A 22,926-nucleotide genomic window follows, 5' to 3' on the forward strand; every position below is an offset into this window, starting at 1 on the left:
TTACTATGTTTCACAAACGTTATTTGCGCTTATAAACGATGTTCTCGTCTGTAATCTTTTCTGTTCCGTTATACGTATGCGTAATCGTCCCGCCCTTCAGGTCTACCCGGAAGGTCAGCGTGGTTGCAGGCTGCTGCTCTCCGTTGGCCGGAATGTACATCGTCAGCTTCGTACCGTCAAGGGCATACTTGTAAGTGTTGGTTTCACTGTGCGTTTCATCCTTACGATGGTGTCCGTCCGGCGTCACCTTCTTGAACGTGATTTTATATCCGCTTTCATTGACTACTTCTGTGTCTGAAACGAACTTCAACGATCCCCAGTGGGTGGTCGTGTTCGCATTTCCTTCCTGTATCCTCTCAAAAGACCACTCTGTATTCTTCAGCGGGTTGTCCTGAATTACCTGATCGTCATTATCCTTGCTGCAAGAAGAAAAACTTAATACCGTTGCCACGATGGCAACAAACAATTTCATACTTTTCATCATGTTCTGTACTATTGAGTTTGTAAATTCGGCTGCAAAAGTACATAAAAAGAACAGTATATGAGTAATATAGAACATAAAATTTCTTTTAAATCATTAAAACAGCCATTTTGGATACTATACCAATCAATCAATAGAATGATAAGAATTCTTGATTCCAACGAAAGTATTATCGTGTTCAGACAGGGAAAAATTGTCATGAAAGATGGTTAACGCTTCATTAAAATCCTCGTGAAAAATACTTAGTACTTAGTCTATAAATTCAATTTCCATCTGATAATTCTTAGCCGATATGGATAATAATTAAAAGTTGGAAACATATCAAAATAATCCATTATGGATAACTTTCATCTCATATATTTTTCTTAACTTTGCCAATAACTAATCCTTAAAAAATGATTAAATGACTTATAATTAAGTATTTACATCATAATAAGAAAAAGGAAAAATGACATTGAAATTGAATAAAATAGAAAACTATAATACAATAAATAATGGAAATAACGAAGCGTAACGGTGAAAAGGAAGCCTATGATAATAATAAGATTTCAACAGCCATCAAGAAGAGTTTCATCAGTACAGGGAAGAATGTTCCAGACAATGAAATAGCAGGAATGGTAAGTAAAGTAGAACAATTCATCACTGACAATCCCGAGCTGCGCACTGTCGAGGACATCCAGAACCGTGTGGAGAAGTGCCTCATGGAACATGGCCATTACGAAGAAGCGAAGAACTACATTCTCTTCCGCCATCAGCGCAACGAACAGCGGCAGGCCATCAACTACATTGCGTGGGCTGTCGACGACCTCCAGCTGGCTGATGTCCTGCACCGTGTGGCACACGAATACCGTGAACGGGCCTACAGCATGGTGACGCTTCAGGAGAAGTTTGCCAGCTTCAGCAAGCCGGGAATGTCGCACAGAGACGCCACCGATGCACTCATCAAGGCCGCTGTAGAGCTGACGACACCCGAGGCACCGGCGTGGGAAATGATTTCCGCACGCATCCTCTCGTACCGTTCCGAACAGAAAATCAGTCGGCTGGAAGACGAACTGGGCCTCAAGACCTTCTACCGGAAAGTGAAATACATGACCGAAGAAGGGCTTTACGGCGATTATATCCTACAGAACTACAGCGAAGAAGAAATCAACGAGGCAGCTTCCTTCATACGACCTGAACGAAACGAACTGCTGAACTACTCCGGACTCGACCTGCTACTGAAACGCTATGTCATCAAGAACTATTCTGGTAAGGTGATTGAGCGGGTACAGGAGATGTTCCTCGGTATCGCACTGCACCTGGCCATGCCGGAGAAGAAGGAAAACCGTCTTCTATGGGTACAACGTATCTACGATCTGCTCAGCCGGCTGGAGGTGACCATGGCGACACCGACGCTCTCGAATGCCAGAAAACCGAACCATCAGCTCTCAAGCTGCTTCATCGATACTGTACCCGACAGTCTGGACGGCATCTACCGTTCGCTGGACAACTTCTCACAAGTGAGCAAGTTCGGCGGTGGCATGGGGATGTACTTCGGAAAGGTACGTGCCACAGGTGGAAATATCCGTGGTTTCAAAGGCGTAGCCGGCGGTGTCATCCGATGGATGAAACTCGTCAACGACACCGCTGTAGCGGTAGACCAGCTGGGAATGCGACAGGGTGCCGTGGCAGTTTACCTGGATGTATGGCACAAGGATCTTCCCGAGTTCCTGCAGCTCCGTACCAACAACGGCGACGACCGCATGAAGGCACACGACATTTTCCCGGCTATCTGTTATCCTGATCTCTTCTGGAAGATGGCTGAAGAAGACCTGAATCAGAACTGGACGCTCTTCTGTCCGAACGAAATCATGCGCATCAAAGGCTATTGTCTGGAGGACTGTTACGGCGAGGAGTGGGAACGCAAATATCTTGACTGTGTCAACGACCAGCGTCTCTCGCGCCGTGTCATCAGCATCAAGGACATCGTCCGCCTCGTCCTCCGCTCTGCCGTAGAGACCGGAACACCGTTCACATTCAACCGGGATACCGTGAACAGGACCAACCCCAACGGTCATAAGGGAATGATCTACTGCTCCAATCTCTGCACGGAGATAGCCCAGAACATGGCTCCCATCGAAACAATATCCAAGGAGATAGAGACAGAAGACGGTGATACCGTTGTCATCACGAAGACCCATCCGGGCGAGTTCGTGGTCTGCAACCTGGCAAGTCTGTCACTTGGCAGACTTCCATTGGAGGACGAGGAGCAGATGAAAGAGAAGGTGGCGACGGTTGTCCGTGCGCTTGACAACGTCATCAGCCTCAACTTCTATCCTGTTCCCTACGCCCGGATCACCAACCAGCGGTACCGCTCCATAGGTCTGGGCGTGAGCGGTTATCACCATGCACTGGCCAAACGGCACATCAAATGGGAGAGTGAGGAGCACCTGCAGTTCATGGACAAGGTCTTCGAGACCATCAACCGGGCGGCTATCCTCGCCAGTTCTGACCTTGCCAAAGAGAAAGGAAGCTATCAGTTCTTTGAAGGAAGCGACTGGCAGACGGGTGCTTACTTCGACAAGCGAGGTTATGATAATGCCGAATGGCAGGATGTCCGCCGCACGGTCGCCCGGCAGGGAATGCGCAATGCCTATCTGCTTGCCGTCGCTCCGACCAGCAGTACGAGCATCATTGCAGGGACGACAGCCGGACTGGATCCCATTATGAAGCGTTTCTTCTTGGAAGAAAAGAAGGGCAGCATGCTGCCGCGGGTTGCTCCGGAACTGTCGGATGAAACCTACTGGATGTACAAGAGTGCCTATCTCATCAACCAGAAGTGGAGCGTCCGCGCCTCCGGCATACGACAGCGCCACATCGATCAGGCGCAGAGTATGAACTTATACATTACCAACGACTTCACCATGCGTCAGGTACTCGACCTCTACCTCCTTGCCTGGAAGAACGGTGTCAAGACCCTCTACTATGTCCGCAGCAAGTCACTGGAGGTGGAAGAGTGCGAAAGCTGTGCATCATAAGCAAGGAGTCAAGGGAGTTAAAATCATCGCTTATCATCGCCCATCACCATTTATCATCGCCCATCACCGCCTACTAAAATATTCACACAATGGACAATAAACTGAAACGTAACACATTATTCAATCCCTCAGGCGACACCGACCTACGCCTGAGAAGAATGATCGGTGGCAACACCACCAACCTCAACGACTTCAACAACATGAAGTATTCATGGGTCAGCGACTGGTACAGACAGGCCATGAACAACTTCTGGATTCCGGAGGAAATCAACCTGTCACAGGACTTCAAAGACTATCCACGGCTCGACAAGGCAGAACGTACGGCTTACGACAAGATACTGAGCTTCCTCGTCTTCCTCGATTCCCTGCAGAGCAACAACCTGCCGACTGTCAGCGAATACATCACTGCCAACGAGGTGAACCTCTGTCTGCATATCCAAGCCTTTCAGGAATGTATCCACAGCCAGAGTTACAGTTACATGCTCGATACCATCTGCAGTCCGGAGGAACGGAACGACATTCTCTACCAATGGAAGACAGACGAACACCTGTTGAACCGCAACAAGTTCATCGGCGACTGCTACAACGAGTTCCATGAGAAGCGTGACAAGTTCAGCCTGATGAAGACGCTCATTGCCAACTTCATCCTCGAAGGCATTTACTTCTACAGCGGCTTCATGTTCTTCTACAACCTCAGCCGGAACGGAAAGATGTCCGGCTCGGCACAGGAAATCCGCTATATCAACCGGGATGAGAACACCCATCTCTGGCTTTTCCGCAGCATCATCCTCGAACTCAAGAAAGAGGAACCGGATATGTTCACATCCGATAAAATAAAGGTTTATGAAGACATGATGCGTGAGGGGGTACGGCAGGAAATAGCATGGGGACAGTACGTCATCGGCAATGATGTACAGGGACTGAACGAACAGATGGTGTCCGATTATATCCGTTATCTCGGCAACCTCCGCTGGTCAGGCCTCGGTTTCGGCTTCCTCTATGACGACAACCGGAAAGAGCCGGAGAACATGAAATGGGTAGGGCAGTACTCCAATGCCAACATGGTAAAGACCGACTTCTTTGAAGCCAAGAGCACGGCATACGCCAAGAGCACGGCACTGGTGGATGACCTGTAGGAAGTACATGGCTGGCTTCTCTGGCAGAAGCCAGTACCACCAGAACCCATATCATCCTGTGGAAAAACCTGTGGATAACTCCTTCATAACCCTGTGGATATCCACACAGCTACGGAAGCAGACAGCGCATCGTGGATATCCACAGAGTTATTCACGCCGTTTTAGGGAAGTTTTACACAACTTACACGCTAAAAAAGATATAAACTTATTATCTTTGCACCGATTGTGGAAAATGTGGATAAACGGATATAGCAGCTGAATACCAGACAGAAATTATAAACACAATCTGTCGACAAGCCGCTACCACGGGTTGATAACCATTCTGCCAAGAAAACGGCAGAAAAGTTCTGCACAAATCCACAGCCTATCATACTAAAACATTCTTTTTCTTTTAAAAGAGAGAAATAAAGAATAATATATAAGTTGAACGGATTAAACTGAGAATATGAAAAAGCTGAAGAATTATATAGTCTGTCTCCTGGCAATGACGGCTGTCAGTGCGTCGGCACAGTGTACATTCCGCAATACGGCTTTCAGCAGCGGCGAATACCTGACGTACAACCTCTATTACAACTGGAAGTTTATCTGGGTCAAAGCGGGTACGGCATCGTGGTACACGGTCTCATCCACCTACAAAGGTATTCCGGCTTACCGTGCTTCGCTCACCACACGCGGGAACGGTCGGCTGGACGATTATTTCGTGCTGCGCGACACCCTCCTCACCTATAACTCGAAACAGATGGAACCGCTCTACTTCCGTAAGGGAGCCAGGGAAGGGAAGCGTTACACGGTGGATGAGGTGTTTTATTCCTATCCGAACGGCAGGAGTAGGCTGCGCCAGCACAGAATCAACAATGAAGGCAAGCATCAGTGGATGGAGCGCACCTACGATGACTGTTCTTTCGACATGATGAGCATCTTTCTTCGGGCACGCAGCTTCAATCCTGAAAGCTGGAAGAAAGGCGAGGTGGTGAAGTTCCCTATCGTAGATGGGAACAGCCGGCATGCCGCCCGCATCGTCTATTTAGGAAAGGAGAACATAAAGGCTGACAATGGTCACAAGTACCGCTGTCTGCGTCTCACCTATTATGAATATGAAGACGAGAAGTGGCGCGACATTGCCAGTTTTTACGTCACTGATGACAAGAACCACATCCCCGTCCGCCTTGATATGCGCCTGAAGTTCGGCTCTGCCAAGGCATTCCTGGTGTCGATGAAGGGCATCAACAGTCCGGTTACGTCACAGGTGAAATAAGGGTGTGTACCCAGACAAAATGGTTGCTGCCAAAAACATCATTCTGTAACGGCCAGATACGAAAAGAGCCATATCAATACTCTGGATGACAGGTACTGGTATGGCTCTTTTCATTTTTTTTTAAGAACAGTCTTGGTATGAGCGTGTAAGTCTGTAAAGTTGTGCCGGCACGGCTCTTCTCCAGCTGCAAGCTGTTTCCATTCGGGCAACAGATTGTAAGTGTGCGAGCCCTCAGCACGATCGGTGTCTGTCGACAACACAATATGTGACAGGTATCAGCACGTCTGTAGGGAAGGCCGGTTCATTCCTGTTGCTATGATATATGGTAAGACGCTGATGGATGACTTATGCAGGAAGTATTTATCGGACAGCACTGATATTTGTCGGGAATTCGGTCACCACAGATGTACAATGCCGGAATTTTCCGGATATCATAAGCCTTTGTTTTATCCATACATTTAATGGAAGAACCCTGTTTATCTCCTTATTTGCGCTATAAGACCCGGTTCAACTCTCCCGCTTCTTTTCCCGGACACTTACTTGAAAAAACGATTCATATTGAGAATGACTGCCTGCAGCTGTCGTGGATTCATAGGATAGCCGGGGACGGGGCGCATCTGTCTGTCCATTATCTTGAGGTTTCCCGATCCTTGTTTCTCTATGATCGTACCGTCAGTGCGGATGAAGGCATAGTAAAGGTCATGTCCGACAAGGTGCCAGTCGCGTGGGGAAGGATCTTCGAGATACTTTCCCATTGAATAGTCCGATGGCGGATTGCTTACGCCAAGTACATCGTGAAGCAGTGTAGGGGAGATGTCGTAATGCGTGGTGCGGTAATTCCGTTTGCCAGGCGTACAGCCTGGATAATAATAGATGAGCGGTGTGCCGATTTGGTACTGCGAGTAGTTGGATGCATGGCCCCAGTAGTTGTTGTGGTTCTCGTTGAACTCCTGTCCGTGGTCGCCTGTGATGATGACGACAGTATTCCGCAGCAGGTCTTTTTCCTTGAGTTTGTTCAGTGCCATGCCGATGAGCGAGTCGGCTTCAGCCACCGAGTTACGGTAGAGATTGAAGAAAGGAGTAGGATCTGTGTTGTTGTCCAGCTTCATGTAATCAACATACTCCCAGCTCGGTTGGAAGCGGTACAGTTTGCTTTTCGGCAGTTCCATATTGTGCGCCATGTCATAGAAGACAAAGGAGAAAAAAGGCTTTTTTCCATCGTATTTGTCGAGGTCGGCCATGAAGTCATGCGTGATTCGGTTGTCACGGTCATAGGTTGTCCGGCCCGGTGTGCTGATGTTCAGTCCCTTTACATCCCTGAAGAGCATCTTGGCGAAGGGCGGGTATTCGAGCGTGGCACTGGGGTAGGCCTGCACCTGGTAGCCTGCTTTCAGCAGGTTTGTAATGAGCAGCGGCTGTATGTTTCCATAATCGAAGCTTTTCCAGTAATAGGCAGACACGCCCGTGAACAGTCCGAAGATGCCGCCGCTCGTGGCATTGCTTGCACTGAGGTGGTGGGAGAACAGCTCGGCATGGTCGGCAAAGGCGCAGATGTTCGGCGTACATTTACGTGTAAACGTACGTGGATTCCAGGAGTCGATACAGAGGATGACAATGTTCAATGCCTTTTCCGGTTTGTTGATTTTCAGTGGATGAAGCGGATATTTAACGGCTGTCCCGTGGTTCTGAAAGCGTATCTGGTTCAGTTTTTCTACATCGACAAGTCCTAATCTGCCCAGCAGTTTGTTGGCACGCAATGGGAAGTAATAAGGAAGCACGTCGGTTGTCTCTATGACAGACCCTTTCATCGTGGCACCTCCGTAGATGTGTATTCCCTGTGACAGAAGCACGAATAACAAAAGCGCAAGCAGTATATTCCGGTTGAGATGGCGGCAGACAGGATGCTGTCCAAGCCATCCGGAGGCATACCGAAGGGAGAAGCTGATCAGGAGGAAGACTGCTGCAAGGGATATGGCCTTTACGTATTCCCATGTACTGAATACGAAGATTTCTGATGCACCGGGCCCTGTAAGCATTTCCAGGACGAGTCCGTTGATATGGAAATGATAGATGGAATAAACATAGCTGTTGACGACTGCCACGATGAAAAGCAGTGCATAGACAGCAGGAAGTACCGTGCCGGCTATCCGGCGACGGCATCCCGTCAGTGCCAAGGGCAGCTCTAATGCAAGGAAAGGGACGAGACAGAATACGGCAGCATGGGTGACGCAGGAGGCAATGAAGTATATCCAGCCCACGAAATCCATCATCTCCGTGCTCCGCCCGTTGAAGATATAAGAAAAGAAGATGGCCGCCAAGGTCACGGTGGCAAGTGTATAATACAAAAGTCCTTGCCTGATGTTTTCCTTTTTAATTTGATTCATTCTTATTTGTAGATGTTTATGATGATGTGACCGGCCGTGCAGGAAGAGAAAAGACTCTGTCGTCGCTGCTGTCTGTTGCAGGAGCCTGTTGCGTACAGAACAGGATGTCTCTCTGCGGATTTCGTTACGCACCGGTTGACCGTTGGATTCCTTGTTCAGGAGTGCAAAGATACACAATGAAACCGTAATAGGCTGCATTCCCGTACATTTTTTGTGTCAACCGGATGGATGTCAGAAATGAAAGGAAGTACCGGTATTGTTTTTCTATGGCGGAAAGAGTGACCGGATGGGAAAATACTCGCCGGCCGGCAGCTTTCAGACAGGATTACAGAGCTTTTTCATCTGTTGAATATAAAAATATTATTTTTCTCCTCAAAACATTTTGTTTTCTCAATATTATTTTGCACTTTTGTCCCCAGATATACTAACATAAGCAAAAGAATAATCTATGGGAAAGGACAGATCTGGGGTGCAGTGACGGAACAGGCAGTCCCCCTGTGATATGCAGAAATCCAGACAAGGATGTCTGCTGCGTGGGCTTGCACTGTTTTTCCGAGAGTATGCTGCAAGGTGAAGTCCTCATCAGACCATGTTGGAAAAGAAGAAATATAAAAGCATTTTTGCAATGTTTCCAGCGGCATTGTATGCGGCAGTCTCTTTCGCACAGACCGACCGGACGGTTGCCTGTGACGAGGCGGACAGTGTCTGCACTGCCGATCTCCGTCCGGGATACAGGATCGTCTTCAGCGATGAGTTCAACGGTGCGGACGGTACGTTGCCTGACCATAGGGTGTGGAAGAACTGCAAACGGCGTCCTTCAGTGACGTGGGCAAGGTTCTTGAGCAGTTCTCCTGCAGTTGCTTTCCAGGAAGGAGGAAGCCTTGTCCTGCGTGCTGTCCCTGATCCGGACAGGCTGACAGATGATGCGGCGATGCTTACGGGTGGCATAGAGACAAGCCGGAGCTTCGCTTTCCGTTTCGGAAGGGTGGAGTGCCGTGCGCTTGTCAACCCTTTCATCGGGAATTTCCCGGCCGTCTGGATGATGCCCAAGACGGATCTGAAATGGCCTCTGGGTGGAGAAATCGACATCTTCGAACAGATCAACGAGGAGCAGAAGGCCTACAGTACGGTACACTCCGCATGGACAAAGAGCCATCCTGATGAGCCACACTCGGGCAACGTCAGCCTGCCGATGGACCGTTACCACATCTATGCGGTGGAGTGGGGGGAGAATGCGCTTACCTTCTACACAGATGGAAGACAGGTGTATCAATACACGAAACAGAATGACAGCCAGGAACAATGGCCGTTCGACAAGTCCGACTTCTACCTGATTCTCAACCAGTCGGTGGGTGACGGGTCGTGGGCGGAAAAACCAGTCTCCACGCACATTTATGAGATGCGGATCGACTGGATACGTGTTTACCAGAGAGAGGAGACTGTCTCAAAAAATGTCATAGTCCCTGTGTCAGGAGGTTCTGACAGCATGAAAACCTATCTGTTGCAGGCCGGAGGAAACGGTAAAGGAGACTGCAGATTGCCGGAAGGAGACTGTGCTGAAGGAGAGCAGAAGTCCGTCGGTTGACCGATACCGGGAAATGCCATAATACAGAAACAATTTTACTAACATAAACAACGAAATAATCTATGGAAGAACAAATCGAAGTGAAAGAACTCGACAATGTTGTCGTACATTTCTCTGGCGACTCCGGTGATGGTATGCAGCTTGCTGGCAATATCTTCACTACGGTCTCGGCGACGGTGGGCAATGGCGTGTCTACATTCCCGGACTATCCGGCTGACATCCGTGCCCCGCAAGGTTCACTGACAGGTGTGAGCGGTTTCCAGGTGCATATCGGTGCAGGGAAAGTCTATACGCCGGGCGACCGCTGCGACGTGCTTGTTGCAATGAATGCGGCAGCACTGAAGATGCAGTACAAGCATTGCAAACCCAACGGAACCATCATCATTGACACCGATTCTTTCGGTCCGCGCGACCTCCAGAAGGCCGAGTTCCGCAGTGATGACTATCTGGGCGAGATGGGTATCGACCCCGACCGCGTCGTAGCCTGCCCGATAACGAAGATGGTAAAGGAGTGTCTGGCAGATACAGGAATGGACAACAAGTCCATGCTGAAGTGCCGCAATATGTTTGCACTCGGTATTGTCTGCTGGCTGTTCAACCGTGACCTCACTCTGGTCAACAGCTTCCTTGAGAAGAAATTCAAGAAGAAACCGGCCATTGCCGAGGCGAACATACGTGTCGTTGAGGCCGGTTATAACTACGGCCACAATGTCCATGCTTCCGTTCCAAACACCTATCGCATTGAATCAAAGGTGAAAGAACCGGGACGTTACATGGACATTACGGGCAACAAGGCTACTGCCTACGGTCTGATGGCAGCGGCAGAGCGTGCCGGACTGCGTCTCTTCCTTGGTTCTTATCCTATTACGCCGGCAACAGACATCCTCCACGAGCTGGCAAAACACAAGTCGATGGGCGTGACAACCGTGCAGTGTGAGGATGAGATTGCAGGCTGCGCATCAGCCATCGGCGCTGCTTTTGCAGGTGCACTGGCTGCCACTTCGACATCCGGACCGGGTATCTGCCTGAAGAGTGAGGCGATGAACCTTGCCATCATCGACGAGCTTCCGCTGGTCATCATCGATGTACAGCGTGGCGGTCCGTCGACAGGTATGCCGACGAAGAGCGAGCAGACCGACCTCCTGCAGGTGCTCTATGGCCGCAACGGTGAGAGTCCGATGCCGGTCATTGCAGCTACCAGTCCTACCGACTGTTTCGATGCTGCCTATCATGCCTGCAAGATTGCATTGGAACATATGACGCCGGTCGTGCTCCTTACCGATGCGTTCATCGCCAACGGCTCCTCAGCCTGGAAGCTGCCCGATATAGACCAGCTCCCGGAGATTCATCCTCATTTCGCAACGGAAGAGCAGAAATACAAGTACAGTCCTTACAAGCGCGACCCGGAGACACTGGCACGCTACTGGGCTATCCCCGGCACGGAAGGCTACACGCACATCCTCGGCGGACTGGAGAAGGACGGCGAAACCGGCAGCATCTCCACCGACCCGGAGAATCATGACCTGATGGACCACCTGCGCTGGGACAAGGTGGCGCGCATCCCTGTTCCCGACCTGAAAGTTCTGGGTGATGAAGTGGATGCCGACTTGCTCATCGTCGGTTTCGGAAGTACCTACGGCCATCTTTATTCAGCCATGGAGGAATTGCGCCGGAAAGGTCATAAGGTAGCCTTGGCACAGTTCAAGTATGTGAACCCGCTGCCGAAGAATACACCGGAAGTACTCGCACGTTACAAAAAGGTGGTCGTTGCCGAACAGAATCTCGGACAGCTGGCAGCCCTGCTGCGTATCCGCATCAACAACTTCGCACCTTACCAGTACAATCAGGTCAAGGGACAGCCTTTCGTTGTCAGCGAGCTTGTCTCAACTTTTGAGAAACTGCTCAAGGCTCCGCTTCCAAAGGAAGAGAGCGGCACCTTCTATACGAAAATATTACAGTAAACGAGTAAAAAACAGATAAATTGGTAGTTGGTAATTGACGGTCAAGGGGGGATAAGAATCAAGAGCTGATAATCCCATCATCGCCTATCACCGCCCATCACCGCTTATCAACCCCTATAATTTAAACAGACATGAACCAATATACAGCACAAGATTTCAAGAAAGGACAGCCTCGTTGGTGTCCGGGCTGTGGCGACCATTTCTTCCTTGCAAGCCTGCAGAAAGCAATGGCAGAGTTAGGTGTTCCACCTTACGAGACAGCTGTTATCAGTGGTATCGGATGTTCGAGCCGATTGCCCTATTATGCCAATACTTACGCCATGCAGACCATCCACGGTCGTGCGGCAGCCATTTCGACAGGTGCCAAGGTTACCAATCCGAACCTGACCATCTGGCAGGTATCGGGTGACGGTGATGCTCTTGCCATCGGCGGCAACCACTTCATCCATGCCATGCGCCGTAACATCGACTTGAACATGATCCTCCTGAACAACCGCATCTACGGTCTGACGAAAGGGCAGTATTCACCGACCAGCCCGCGCGGCTTCGTCTCCAAGTCGAGCCCCTACGGTACGACCGAGGATCCGTTCCGTCCCGCCGAGCTTTGCTTCGGCGCACGTGGCAACTTCTTTGCACGCAGTGTGGCAAGCGACAACACAGAGACAATCGCCATTCTCAAGGCGGCCTACCAGCACAAGGGAGCTGCCGTGTGCGAGATTCTGCAGAACTGTGTCATCTTCAATGACGGCTGCCACAATTCCGTTTACACCTCTGCGGGAAGGAAAGAGAATGCCATCTACGTCAAACATGGCGAACCGCTTGTCTTCGGTCCTAATCAGGAGTACGGTCTCATGCAGGAAGGATTCGGCCTGAAAGTGGTGAAAATCGGCGAAAACGGCATCACCCGTGACGACATTCTTGTCCATGACGCCCACTGCCAGGACAATACCTTGCAGCTGAAACTCGCCATGATGAGCAACGAGAACGGCTTCCCGGTAGCCCTCGGTGTCATCCGTGATGTTGAGGCTCCTACCTACGATGCTGCCGTCAACCAGCAGATTGAAGAGGTAAAGGGCAGGAAACCTTACCACAATTTCATGGAGATGCTGGAGACGAACGACATCTGGGAAGTGCAGTAGGCTTGTTTTATTTCCCCTGTAAGTCAGGGATATAGCAGAGGGCATTCTGTCCTAAAAACATAATAGGAGGTCGACACTGATTGCAGGTGTTTACCTCCTTTATGTTTTCTGCTCTATTTGAATGTCGTACTTCCTGTTCTTCTTTTGTCTCACACTCCATGAAGTCTATGCTATACCCCAGGATCAGTAGATATTTTTGTGGAATCCAAACTCGTTCGATTGATAAAAAAGTTCCTCTGAAAATTATAGTGGAAGGATGCTGACAATAAGGATAAAACTGCCGACTATTTACAACGAAAGTTTATTTTTGATTTGCTGTCACTTTTAACATTCTTCATGATCGCATTGCGTATCAGCTTGTTATACATTTCTAAAGCGTGACGGCAGTGACAGGAAAAGGATTTTACGGCTGATCTGTCACAAGCGTATCTGCGATGGGCAAACTGCTTCTGTCCGGGCATTATAATGCCTGATGCCGTTCGTGCCGGGTCTTGACACCGATGGTGAATACCATCAAAACCAATGGTGTTTACCCTCAACACACTGACAGGAAATGATCAGAGTAGGGGATTACTGTTGTAGCGGTTGCATTATAGTAAGGCGTAAATGACAATCCCCATTGATCATCTACTGATTCATAAATATACAGTATATACAAAAAGGATTAGATATGCTTTCCTGCCCGCAATCAAACTGAATCTGAGCGGATGGAAAAGAATATCCAATCCTTCTTATGTTATTATTCTGACCTGTATCAGTGTCTCTGGCTCTCCATCGATACTATCTTCTGTGTTTTCTCCTGCTCTTTTTCCTGTAATTACCGGAGGATTCTGAAGCGGCCTGCTTTGCCTTCAACGGACGACCATCGTCAAGTGTGAAGTCGAGCTGGCGGCGTTCCAGATCGGCTTTTGCCACCTGAATACGGACAGGATCACCGAGCTGGTAGACGTGATGGCGGCGTCGGCCGACGAGACGGTAGTTTTTCTCGTCGAACTCATAATAGTCATCATCGAGGTCACGCATCGGTATCATGCCTTCGCAGTGGTTCTCGTCAATCTCCGCATAGATGCCGAAGCTCTGGATGCCGGAGATGTGTGCATCGTAGCATTCACCGATGTGATCGCCCATGAACTCCACCATCTTGTACTTGATGGAATCGCGTTCCGCATTCTGTGCGACAAGTTCCATGTCCGAGCAATGCTCGCACAGCTCCTCATAATGCTCCTTGTTGGCAGACCGCCCGCCCTGCTGATAACGGGTTATCAGGCGGTGGACCATCGTGTCGGGATAGCGGCGGATCGGCGAGGTGAAGTGGGTGTAATAGTCAAAGGCCAGCCCGAAGTGTCCGATGTTGTGCGTGGTGTACTTCGCTTTCATCATCGAACGGAGCGCGATCATCTGTATCACTTTCGCCTCACGCTTGCCCTGTACCTCGTCCATCAGCTTGTTCAGCGCACGGGCAGTAGCTCCCTTGGTGCCGGACGACTTGAGTTTGTAACCGAACTTGGCAGTAAACTCGCGCAGATTCTCAAACTTCTGCGGGTCGGGATTGTCGTGGACACGGTAAGGAAGGGTCTTCGCTTTCTTTCCTTTCTTCGTCATTCCGATGCTTTCGGCCACAGTCTTGTTGGCCAGAAGCATGAATTCTTCGATGAGTTTATTTGCATCTTTCGACCGTTTGAAGTAGCAGCGGATGGGCTTCCCTTTCTCATCCACGTCGAAGTGAAGCTCTTCCGAGTCGAACTTGACGCTCCCTTTCTTGAAGCGGTGGGCCCGGAGAAGTTTCGCAAGCCGGTCGAGCGTGATTACCTCTTCGGCATATTCGCCCTTGTAACCGGCTTTCCCGGGCTTCGGAGCAGGTTCGCCCGTTCCGTCGACGACACCGTTGTCTTCAAGCAGCTGCTGTGCCTCTTCATAGGCATAACGGCGGTTCGACTTGATGACGGTATGCACGATGCGGTAGGCCTTCACGTTGGCCTCCTCGTCCAGGTTGAAGATGCAGCTGAAAGCGAGCTTTTCCTCGTCCGGACGGAGCGAACAGATGAAGTTGCACAGCCGCTCTGGAAGCATCGGAATGGTGCGGTCGACAAGATAGACCGACGTTGCCCTCTGCTGTGCCTCACGGTCGATGATGTCGCCTTCTTTCACGTAATGCGACACGTCGGCAATGTGTACGCCCACTTCCCACAGTCCGTTTTTCAGTTTCCGGATAGAGAGCGCATCATCGAAGTCCTTTGCATCCTTCGGATCTATCGTACAGGTCCACACGTCCCGGAAGTCTTCACGCTCCTTGAAGTCCTGTTCCGTGATTTCAGCACTGATTTTCTCGGCGGCCTGTTCCACCCGTTTCGGATACTTGTAAGGCAGTCCGTACTGGGCAAGGATGGTGTTCATTTCCACATCATTGTCACCGGCTTCGCCCAGCACATCCACCACTTCGCCCACAAGGTTCTTATGGTCGGCGTCCGGCCACTTGGTAATCTTCACCAGGGCACGGTCGTCTGTCTTCCCGCCTTTCAGTTTCTTCTTTGGAATCAGGATGTCATGAATGAAGAGGTTCTCCTGTGTTACGAGGAAGGCAATGTCCTTCTCGACCCGCAACCTTCCTACGAAGGTGTCTTTCTTCCGTTGCAGAATCTCGATGACCATTGCCTCCTTTATATGGTTCTGGCGGCGAGCCATGAACTGCACCTTTACATGATCGCCGTTCAAGGCAGCCATGGAATTGCGCTCCGAGACGAAGACCGGCGTACCACCGTCGTCTGGGAGAAATGTATTCTTGCCGTTCGCCTTGCGGATGAAGGTTCCTTCCTGCACCTGTCCTTTGGTGTTCAGCGTGTAAGCAGTTTCGCCTACCTTTGACAGAAAGTCGTCCCATGCCATTTCCTCCATCACGTCTATTGCCAGCATCTTGGCCGGATGTGTTTTCAGTTTCAGTGCATGGAATATCTGTTTGAAGCTGAATGTCTCGTCGGGTTGTGACTGGAAGAAGGCCGTCAGCTTCTCCGAAAGCTGTTTCTTGGTCAGTCGCCTGCTGTCTTTCTTTTCTTTCCTCATAGTGGAATCAATTGTTTGAACCCAAGTCACAGGTCTGTCTGGAGACATCCGTAACAGCCATGGATAATTTTGTCCGAAGCAATTGGAAGAAACTGCCAGTAAGTCGGCTGTAACCTGTTGCTGTACATGCAAAATACATGAAAGGCGTAACTTGAGTTTTGTTATTCTCCACAAAGTAACGAAAAAGTTTGTATCTTTGCAAACGTTTGCAACGAATTTTTCAATGAAAAAGGTATTAATAACAGGTGCATCAGGCTTCATCGGCTCCTTTATCGTAGAAGAAGCACTGCGGAAAGGCATGGAAACATGGGCGGTAGTCCGCCGTACTTCCTCACGGAAATACCTGCAGGATGATCGCATTCATTTCATAGAACTGGATTTCTCATCCGCCGACAAGCTAAAGGAACAGCTCTCTGGACATCAGTTTGACTATGTAGTCCATGCCGCCGGCGTGACGAAGTGTCTGGACAGGGCAGACTTCTTCCGTGTCAACCGTGACGGTACCCGAAACTTCGTGCAGGCACTCCAGGAGCTTAACCAGCCTTTGGAGCGTTTCGTCTTCCTATCGAGCCTCAGCATCTTCGGTGCTGTCCGGGAACAGCAACCCTATAAGGAAATTGAGCCTACAGATACACCGCAGCCTAACACGGCGTATGGAAAGAGCAAGCTGGAAGCAGAGTCATCGCTTCCTTCTTCCTTCCCTTATGTCATCCTGCGCCCGACCGGCGTATACGGACCCCGTGAGAAAGACTATTTCCTGATGGCGAAAAGCATCAAGGGACACATCGACTTTGCCGTGGGCTACCGGCAACAGGACATCACCTTCGTCTATGTAAAGGATGTCGTGCAGGCCGTCTTCCTTGCTCTTGACCATGGAAAGACGGGCAGTGCCTACTTCCTGAGCGACGGGAACGTCTACCAGAGCACTGCTTTCAGCGACCTTATCCACGAGGAGTTAGGCCGTCCGTGGTGGATTCGCATCACGGCTCCAATATGGGTACTGCGTATTGTCACCTTCTTAGGCGACCTCATCGGAAAGCTCACTGGTAAGATTTCAGCTTTGAACAACGACAAATACCAGATCCTGAAGCAGCGTAACTGGCGTTGCAACATCCGTCCTGCGATTGAGGAATTAGGCTATAAGCCGGAGTATGACCTCAAGCAGGGTGTGAAGGAAACAATCGAATGGTATAAGAAAGAAGGGTGGTTATAAAGAAACCAGTGGGATAATCCTTAAAAGACTGTGATTATTGACTAAAGGATATTGGATTATCGGGCTAATGAGTCTTATCAGCCTTGATAGCCCGGTAACAGCAGAACAATGAAACGATTCATCATAGACTTATTCAAATTAGAAAAGCATCCCGTAAAGGGACTCATGACATGCGAATGGGTGGTAATGGCTTACCTGTTGCTGACACTCATCATCACGCTCTTCATGTACACCAGCATGGACAACCCGCAGGCGATGATCTTCGGACGGCTGCGTATCGTTGCACTGACGGCTGCCATGTGGATTGTCTATCGTATAGCTCCTTGCCGGCTGACCCGCTTCGCACGTGTCGGCGTACAGTTGGGACTGCTTGCCTGGTGGTATCCGGACACCTTTGAAATCAACCGACACCTGCCCAACCTCGACCATGTCTTCGCCACCTGGGAGCAACATCTCTTCGGATGCCAGCCAGCACTGCTCTTCTCAAAGGCTTTGCCGGGACATCTCTTCAGCGAATTGTTCGACATGGGATATGCCGCCTATTACCCGATGATAGCCGCGACAGCCGTCTATTACTTCGGATGGAAATACCGGGAATTCAACCGGGCAGCCTTCATTATCCTGGCTTCCTTCTTTATCTATTACGTTGTCTTCATATTCGTGCCTGTTGCCGGCCCTACCTTCTACTACAAGGCTGTGGGCTTACAGAACGTCACAGCAGGCATCTTCCCTGATGTGCATGATTTCTTCAACCATCATCAGGACTGTCTCCAAAGTCCAGGATATACTGACGGTATCTTCTATCACCTCGTTGAAGATGCCAAAGCAGCCGGCGAACGTCCTACAGCAGCTTTCCCAAGTTCGCACGTCGGTGTAAGCACCATCTGTATGCTGCTTCTCTGGCACGACCGCAACTACAGGCTCCTGGCTGTCCTGGCACCGTTCTATCTTCTCCTTTGCTGTGCCACGGTCTATATTCAGGCACATTACCTTATTGATGCCATTGCCGGATTCATCACCGGATGCCTGCTCTTCGTTATCCTCCTGCGGCTCTCACACCCGATGATAAATAAGAAATAAAAGGATGATGATATAAACTTTCTTCTAAAATGGTATGCACTGTCTGAGCAGAATACCATCCTGCAGTGTGATAAAAACTGCCTCAAGGTTTATATATTCTCTTTGCCTGTCTCAGTCGAGTGACACAATCTTGATCGTGTTGTCCCGACTGAGGAATCTTAATGCTTGCAAAGTTACACAATTTTAAAGCCGTTTCCAAATTTTATTGTCAATTGTCGTGAGAAATTTTCCCACGGTTTGATTATTGGAACAGTCTGTCTCTTGTGGATAGTCCTGCTTGTTATATGAATTCAGAGGTATGGAACAAAGCAGGAAATACAGGAAAATGGATTGTCTTCATTCCCATTCATTTTCTTTTCACCCATCCACCCCTGAACCATCTTATACCATCATTCTTCTTTGGAACCATTTGTGGAAAACAGGGTCGGTTATTTTCAGTTCTTCTCCTTCCTTTTCTATCAGGTCACGTTCCAGAAGGGCTGTCTTCAGCCGGTTCACATTGGAATAGCTGCCTAAATGGTACTTCTCCCGGACTTCCGACAGTGTAAAATTCTTTGTGACGCCGGCGCAGATTGCACGCAGGAAGTTAAGCTGATATCCTGAGAGCGGCTCCACCATCTGCATGAAAAGCACTTCATTCGTAGCAAGAAGATCCTCCGAAGCCTGTTTTATGTCCGCCTTGTCCACACGCTCCCCTTCCTCTTTCTGTGTATAAACAAGCCAGGACAACTGCTGTACATAAGCCGAATAATTGTCCGTGAATCTGCAGATTTCTTTTGCCAGAGCTGTGCTGATGGTCCTTTTGCCGTCTGCAAAGTGGCTGACAATATATTCCACCCATTCGGCCGTCGGAATCTTGTCCAATGCTATCAGGTCGCCGAACTGATAGAAAGGCATACTGTGGTGCAGGAAGATGCTGCCCATCAAGTGATGCTTACTACCGAAAAGACAGTAGGACACGTGCTGCTGGTGCTGCCAGACACTCCTCAGCCGTGCCTGTACCTGTTTGCTGTCGGCCATTTCGCCTATCTGCTGGAATTCATCTATGCAGACGACGATACGTTTTCCTTTCCTCACGGCAATCTTCTCGACCATTCCGAGCACCTCTTCAGGCGTATGCGTCTTCGGCGTTATCCCTAAAGAAATGGCAAAATCGCTGTTCGGTTCAGGGCTGAAGGAAATCCGCGGTGTAAGTCTGTACAGGAAGTCCCGGGCTTCTTCAAGCCACATGCTCCGCTGCGAAGCGGTCTGCTTCAATACTTCCGATGCCAGCCTGTTGTAAAAGTCGTACTCACTTTTACAGCCGAAGATGTCCAGATAAACCGTAAGGATGTTGTCGTCCGGGTCGAGTCTGCCACACACGTGTTTCACCAGGGAAGTCTTTCCCAACCGTCGCGGGGACATCAGTATGACGTTGATGCCGCCCCTGAAATCATTCAGGAGCCGTTTTGTTTCCTGCGACCTTCCAATGAAGTTGTAGTCGGAGACCGCCACACCATAAACAAATTTCCTGCACATGACATTACGTTTTCAGTTTGTTTTACGAATGCAAATATAGTAATAAAACGGCAATCACACAAGCAGGTGTCACACAATTTTGTGTGACACCTGCTTGTGTGATTGCCAATATGCTTTCTACAAGATAGTTACATATATTCTTCCATGACTTTACATACCGCCGCCGGCACCCATTCCCATACCGTTCATCTGCTGGTCGTTCTTCTTCTCCTGGAAGTCGTTCGAAATGTTGCTCTTGTGTGTCTGGAACTGCTTCTTGGTGTTTCCGAAGTTCCAGGTGACGGTCAATGCCACCTGCTGGGCAGGAATCCGGATGTTCATACGGTTCTCGAAGCCGGCTCCACGGCTGTACTGGCTGATCTTGATCTTGCCCGTCAGCGGTACGAAATACATCAGACTGATGTCGAGCTTGTCCTTGACAAGACTCTTCGAAAGTGATGTGTTGAACATATTGAAGCCGCCGTTATACCCCTGCAGGGAATATTTCTTCGTCAGTCCACCCACGAACATACTCCATTTCAGTTTCCACGGCAAGGTCTGCTGCAGTCCCAGGAATCCCGTGGCCTGCCATCCATGGCTGTGTTCGCCCAGCTGGTTGGAACGGATGTCACCGTAATCGACTCCTCCGTTGAACATGATACGGGTCTTCGGCGTGAGGGCATAGTTCATGAAAGTAGTGAAATTCGTCCAGCGGCTGCGTACGATATTGCCGTAGGTAGTGTTCAGAACCGTTCCGTCCATGAAGGAATACTGCTCGATCTGGTTGTTGGCAAACGATTCTCCCAACGTCATGTTGACCATGAACTTCGGTGTGAAGTAGTTGAAGACAAAACTTATATTATGGCTTTTCTCAACGGCCAGATCCGGGTTGCCATAACTCAGCACCGTCGGGTTGGAACGGTCGACATACGGGTTGAGATAGCTGATTCCGGGGCGGGTGATGCGCATTCCGTAGTTCACACCGATGTTGAATCCTGCCGAGATATTATAAGTAAGACTGGCCGACGGCACCAGATTACCGTAGTTCTTCTTGAAGTCGCTGCCCCGACCGACGATGAACTCCACGTTCTCCCATGTATGTTCATAGCGCAGGCCGGCCTTTGCTCCGAACTTGCCCAGCGTCGCACTGTATTCGGCATACTCGGCAAGAATGTTCTGGGTGTTCTTGTAATTGACGCTGTTGGCTGCATTGTAGACCTCGTTTCCGCCCGTGATGTCATAGTACTTTGAATCAGACGAGTTACGACGGGAGATGAACTTCAGGCCGGCATTCAGCGTCTGTCCCTTGCCCAGCGGCGTGGTGAAGTCCGCCTGTACCGTATGTTCCGTACCCCGTGTCTTCGCCTCGGAGTAGAGGTCGTGCAACGGAATGGTCACATTGCCCGGTATCGGGTCGTAGACACGGCGGTTGTCGTTCTCCGCCGGAGAGGTTGTGAAAAGATAGCTCAGCATCAGGCTGCTTGTACGCTCTTTGTTGAAGAAACGCTGGTAGTCCACGCTTCCGTTGAAGCTCGTGTTGGTGTTCTCCATCGTCATCTCGTTGCCGTAGGAGAAGCCCGCAGCTCCGTATGGACCGCCTGAGAAACGTGTCAAAGGATGCCCGTCGTTCTTCATAGAGAAAGAAGTAAGCCCTACGGAGGCACCGATGTTGCTCATCGAGTCAAGTTCATATCCCAGGCTGATGCTGTTCATCGTGAACGGGATGCGTGTATGCCCTTCCTGCCAGTAGTCCATGCGTGACCCGTCGGCGGAGGTACGGTTGATTTCCGTTACAGTCCCGTTGATCAGGGCCTTACTGTACATGACGTTGGCACTGTAGGTAAGTTTTCCCTGCTGTCCGCTCAGGAAGCCTGAGGTGCGCCATCCCTTGCTGCTTGCCGTGAGGCTTACATTGCCGTTGTAGCCGTTCATCTTCACCTTGCCCTGACCGTCGGCATGGTTCATGACGATGTTCAGCACACCGCCGACACCTTCCGCATCGTATTTTGCTCCCGGGTTCGTAACCACCTCTATCGATTTCACGGCCGATGCCGGCATCGACTTGAATATCTGTGACGGGTTGGCCGAGAACATCACGTTGGGTTTTCCGTCCACATAGACCTTGAAGGAACTCTGGCCGTTGACGGTGATATTGTCCTGTCCGTCGACCGTCACCATCGGGACTTTGCGAAGCATATCGAGTACCGTGTTCGTCTTGGCATCGTTGTCGGCCTGTACATCATACGACATCTTGTCGGTCTCCATCTTCACCAGCGGCTTCTGTGCCACCACCTCAACGCCTTTCAGCTGCTTGGCATCGTCCTGTATAAGAAGCTGTCCGAGGCTGATCGTGCCGCCTGCCGCCGTCAGCTGTACCTTGCGTACGATTTCCTTGCGCCCCATCGAGCTGAAAGAGATGAGGTAACTGCCCTGTCCGGTCACTTTCTGGGCGAACTTCCCATCCTGTCCCGTGACCGACATGGCTACCGGCTTCTCGCTTTTTCTGCCTTTGTAGACTCTGATTGTAGCGAACGGCTCTCCCTCATGGGTCAGAGAATCGAGCAGCTCGCCCGATACGGTTGTCGTCTGCCCCTGTGCAGCCATGGCGACCGCCAGCAATACGTAAGTGAGTAAAAACTTACCAATTTTCATAATAACATTCCTTTATGGGTGTAGCGGTTATAGCATTGCTCCTCACACCCGGATTATCAATGGATATATAATATTTTCCCAGAATCGACTTTCAAGATAAATCGACTTTTATAAATGAATGAACACTACCGATACCAAACTATTATAGTGTACTATCTGTATAAGACACTGCAAAGATAGATTGAATATTTCATACATGCAAGTTTTTTGCCGGAAAAATCCATATCCGGAAGAAATTAATTGTTTTCATTTCTTGATTCACATTATTATATGGATGAAACCCTTTCGTATCTGACGAGAACAGGGGCATGGAAAAGCCGACCGGAGCATTTCAGCGGAACGGCAACAGGGGATAGAACCGGAAACTTGTCCAGTGGCCAGGCGACATACGCCGGAGCTTAGAATTAAGGTATGTTCTGAAAAATCCATGTTGGATTTTCGTCAACAGGCCCCATTGTCAGTTCTTTGT

General features: G+C 49.8%; 13 protein-coding genes. 8 read left to right on the forward strand and 5 right to left on the reverse strand.

The features are described 5' to 3' along the window. Positions 1 to 19 precede the first annotated feature (19 nt). Positions 20 to 472 (reverse strand): hypothetical protein, encoded by a 453-nt coding sequence (locus DYH27_RS07935; protein ID WP_244595159.1) that lies wholly within the window; start codon positions 470 to 472, stop codon positions 20 to 22. Positions 473 to 975: 503 nt separating this feature from the next. Here DYH27_RS07935 and DYH27_RS07940 point away from each other — a divergent pair. The 3 genes from DYH27_RS07940 (at position 976) to DYH27_RS07950 (ending at position 5,889) form a co-directional block, all read left to right on the forward strand. Continuing rightward, positions 976 to 3,498 (forward strand): ribonucleoside-diphosphate reductase subunit alpha, encoded by a 2,523-nt coding sequence (locus DYH27_RS07940; protein ID WP_025067055.1) that lies wholly within the window; start codon positions 976 to 978, stop codon positions 3,496 to 3,498. Positions 3,499 to 3,587: 89 nt separating this feature from the next. Next, positions 3,588 to 4,634: a ribonucleotide-diphosphate reductase subunit beta gene (locus DYH27_RS07945; protein ID WP_013670751.1), complete on the forward strand. Its 1,047-nt coding sequence runs from the start codon at positions 3,588 to 3,590 to the stop codon at positions 4,632 to 4,634. Positions 4,635 to 5,079: 445 nt separating this feature from the next. Next, on the forward strand, positions 5,080 to 5,889 hold the full coding sequence (locus DYH27_RS07950) for a DUF3108 domain-containing protein (protein WP_004354060.1): 810 nt from the start codon (positions 5,080 to 5,082) through the stop codon (positions 5,887 to 5,889). A 536-nt stretch (positions 5,890 to 6,425) separates the two neighbouring features. On the opposite strand, the gene DYH27_RS07960 is transcribed toward DYH27_RS07950, so the two are convergent. Continuing rightward, on the reverse strand, positions 6,426 to 8,273 hold the full coding sequence (locus DYH27_RS07960; RefSeq protein ID WP_025067054.1) for a DUF3413 domain-containing protein: 1,848 nt from the start codon (positions 8,271 to 8,273) through the stop codon (positions 6,426 to 6,428). A gap of 589 nt (positions 8,274 to 8,862) precedes the next feature. Here DYH27_RS07960 and DYH27_RS07965 point away from each other — a divergent pair. The 3 genes from DYH27_RS07965 to DYH27_RS07975 all read left to right on the forward strand — a co-directional run bounded on the left by DYH27_RS07965 (position 8,863) and on the right by DYH27_RS07975 (position 12,958). Further along, complete coding sequence (locus tag DYH27_RS07965; RefSeq protein WP_025067053.1) at positions 8,863 to 9,858, forward strand: glycoside hydrolase family 16 protein; 996 nt, start codon at positions 8,863 to 8,865, stop codon at positions 9,856 to 9,858. A 62-nt stretch (positions 9,859 to 9,920) separates the two neighbouring features. Continuing rightward, positions 9,921 to 11,819, forward strand: a complete 1,899-nt coding sequence (locus tag DYH27_RS07970; RefSeq protein WP_004354051.1) for a 2-oxoacid:acceptor oxidoreductase subunit alpha — start codon at positions 9,921 to 9,923, stop codon at positions 11,817 to 11,819. 131 nt (positions 11,820 to 11,950) lie between these two features. Next, positions 11,951 to 12,958 carry a 2-oxoacid:ferredoxin oxidoreductase subunit beta gene (locus DYH27_RS07975; RefSeq protein WP_025067052.1) on the forward strand — a complete coding sequence of 336 codons (1,008 nt, stop codon included), beginning with the start codon at positions 11,951 to 11,953 and terminating at the stop codon, positions 12,956 to 12,958. Between the two features lie 780 nt (positions 12,959 to 13,738). On the opposite strand, the gene rnr is transcribed toward DYH27_RS07975, so the two are convergent. Beyond that, complete coding sequence (rnr, locus tag DYH27_RS07980; RefSeq protein WP_025067051.1) at positions 13,739 to 16,015, reverse strand: ribonuclease R; 2,277 nt, start codon at positions 16,013 to 16,015, stop codon at positions 13,739 to 13,741. A 223-nt stretch (positions 16,016 to 16,238) separates the two neighbouring features. Between rnr and DYH27_RS07985 the strand changes: the two genes are divergently transcribed. Then, entirely contained in the window at positions 16,239 to 17,228 is a 990-nt protein-coding gene (locus DYH27_RS07985) for an NAD-dependent epimerase/dehydratase family protein (RefSeq protein ID WP_025067050.1), read from the forward strand. 108 nt (positions 17,229 to 17,336) lie between these two features. Further along, positions 17,337 to 18,308, forward strand: coding sequence for a phosphatase PAP2 family protein (locus DYH27_RS07990; RefSeq protein ID WP_025067049.1), 972 nt, complete (start codon positions 17,337 to 17,339; stop codon positions 18,306 to 18,308). Between the two features lie 381 nt (positions 18,309 to 18,689). On the opposite strand, the gene DYH27_RS07995 is transcribed toward DYH27_RS07990, so the two are convergent. Both DYH27_RS07995 and DYH27_RS08000 read right to left on the reverse strand, forming a co-directional pair. Then, on the reverse strand, positions 18,690 to 19,826 hold the full coding sequence (locus DYH27_RS07995; RefSeq protein ID WP_025067048.1) for an AAA family ATPase: 1,137 nt from the start codon (positions 19,824 to 19,826) through the stop codon (positions 18,690 to 18,692). A 150-nt stretch (positions 19,827 to 19,976) separates the two neighbouring features. After that, positions 19,977 to 22,457 carry an outer membrane beta-barrel family protein gene (locus DYH27_RS08000; protein ID WP_029216435.1) on the reverse strand — a complete coding sequence of 827 codons (2,481 nt, stop codon included), beginning with the start codon at positions 22,455 to 22,457 and terminating at the stop codon, positions 19,977 to 19,979. Positions 22,458 to 22,926: the final 469 nt, after the last annotated feature.

The organism is Prevotella denticola (genome assembly GCF_900454835.1).
In the GTDB taxonomy this organism is placed as follows: domain Bacteria; phylum Bacteroidota; class Bacteroidia; order Bacteroidales; family Bacteroidaceae; genus Prevotella; species Prevotella denticola.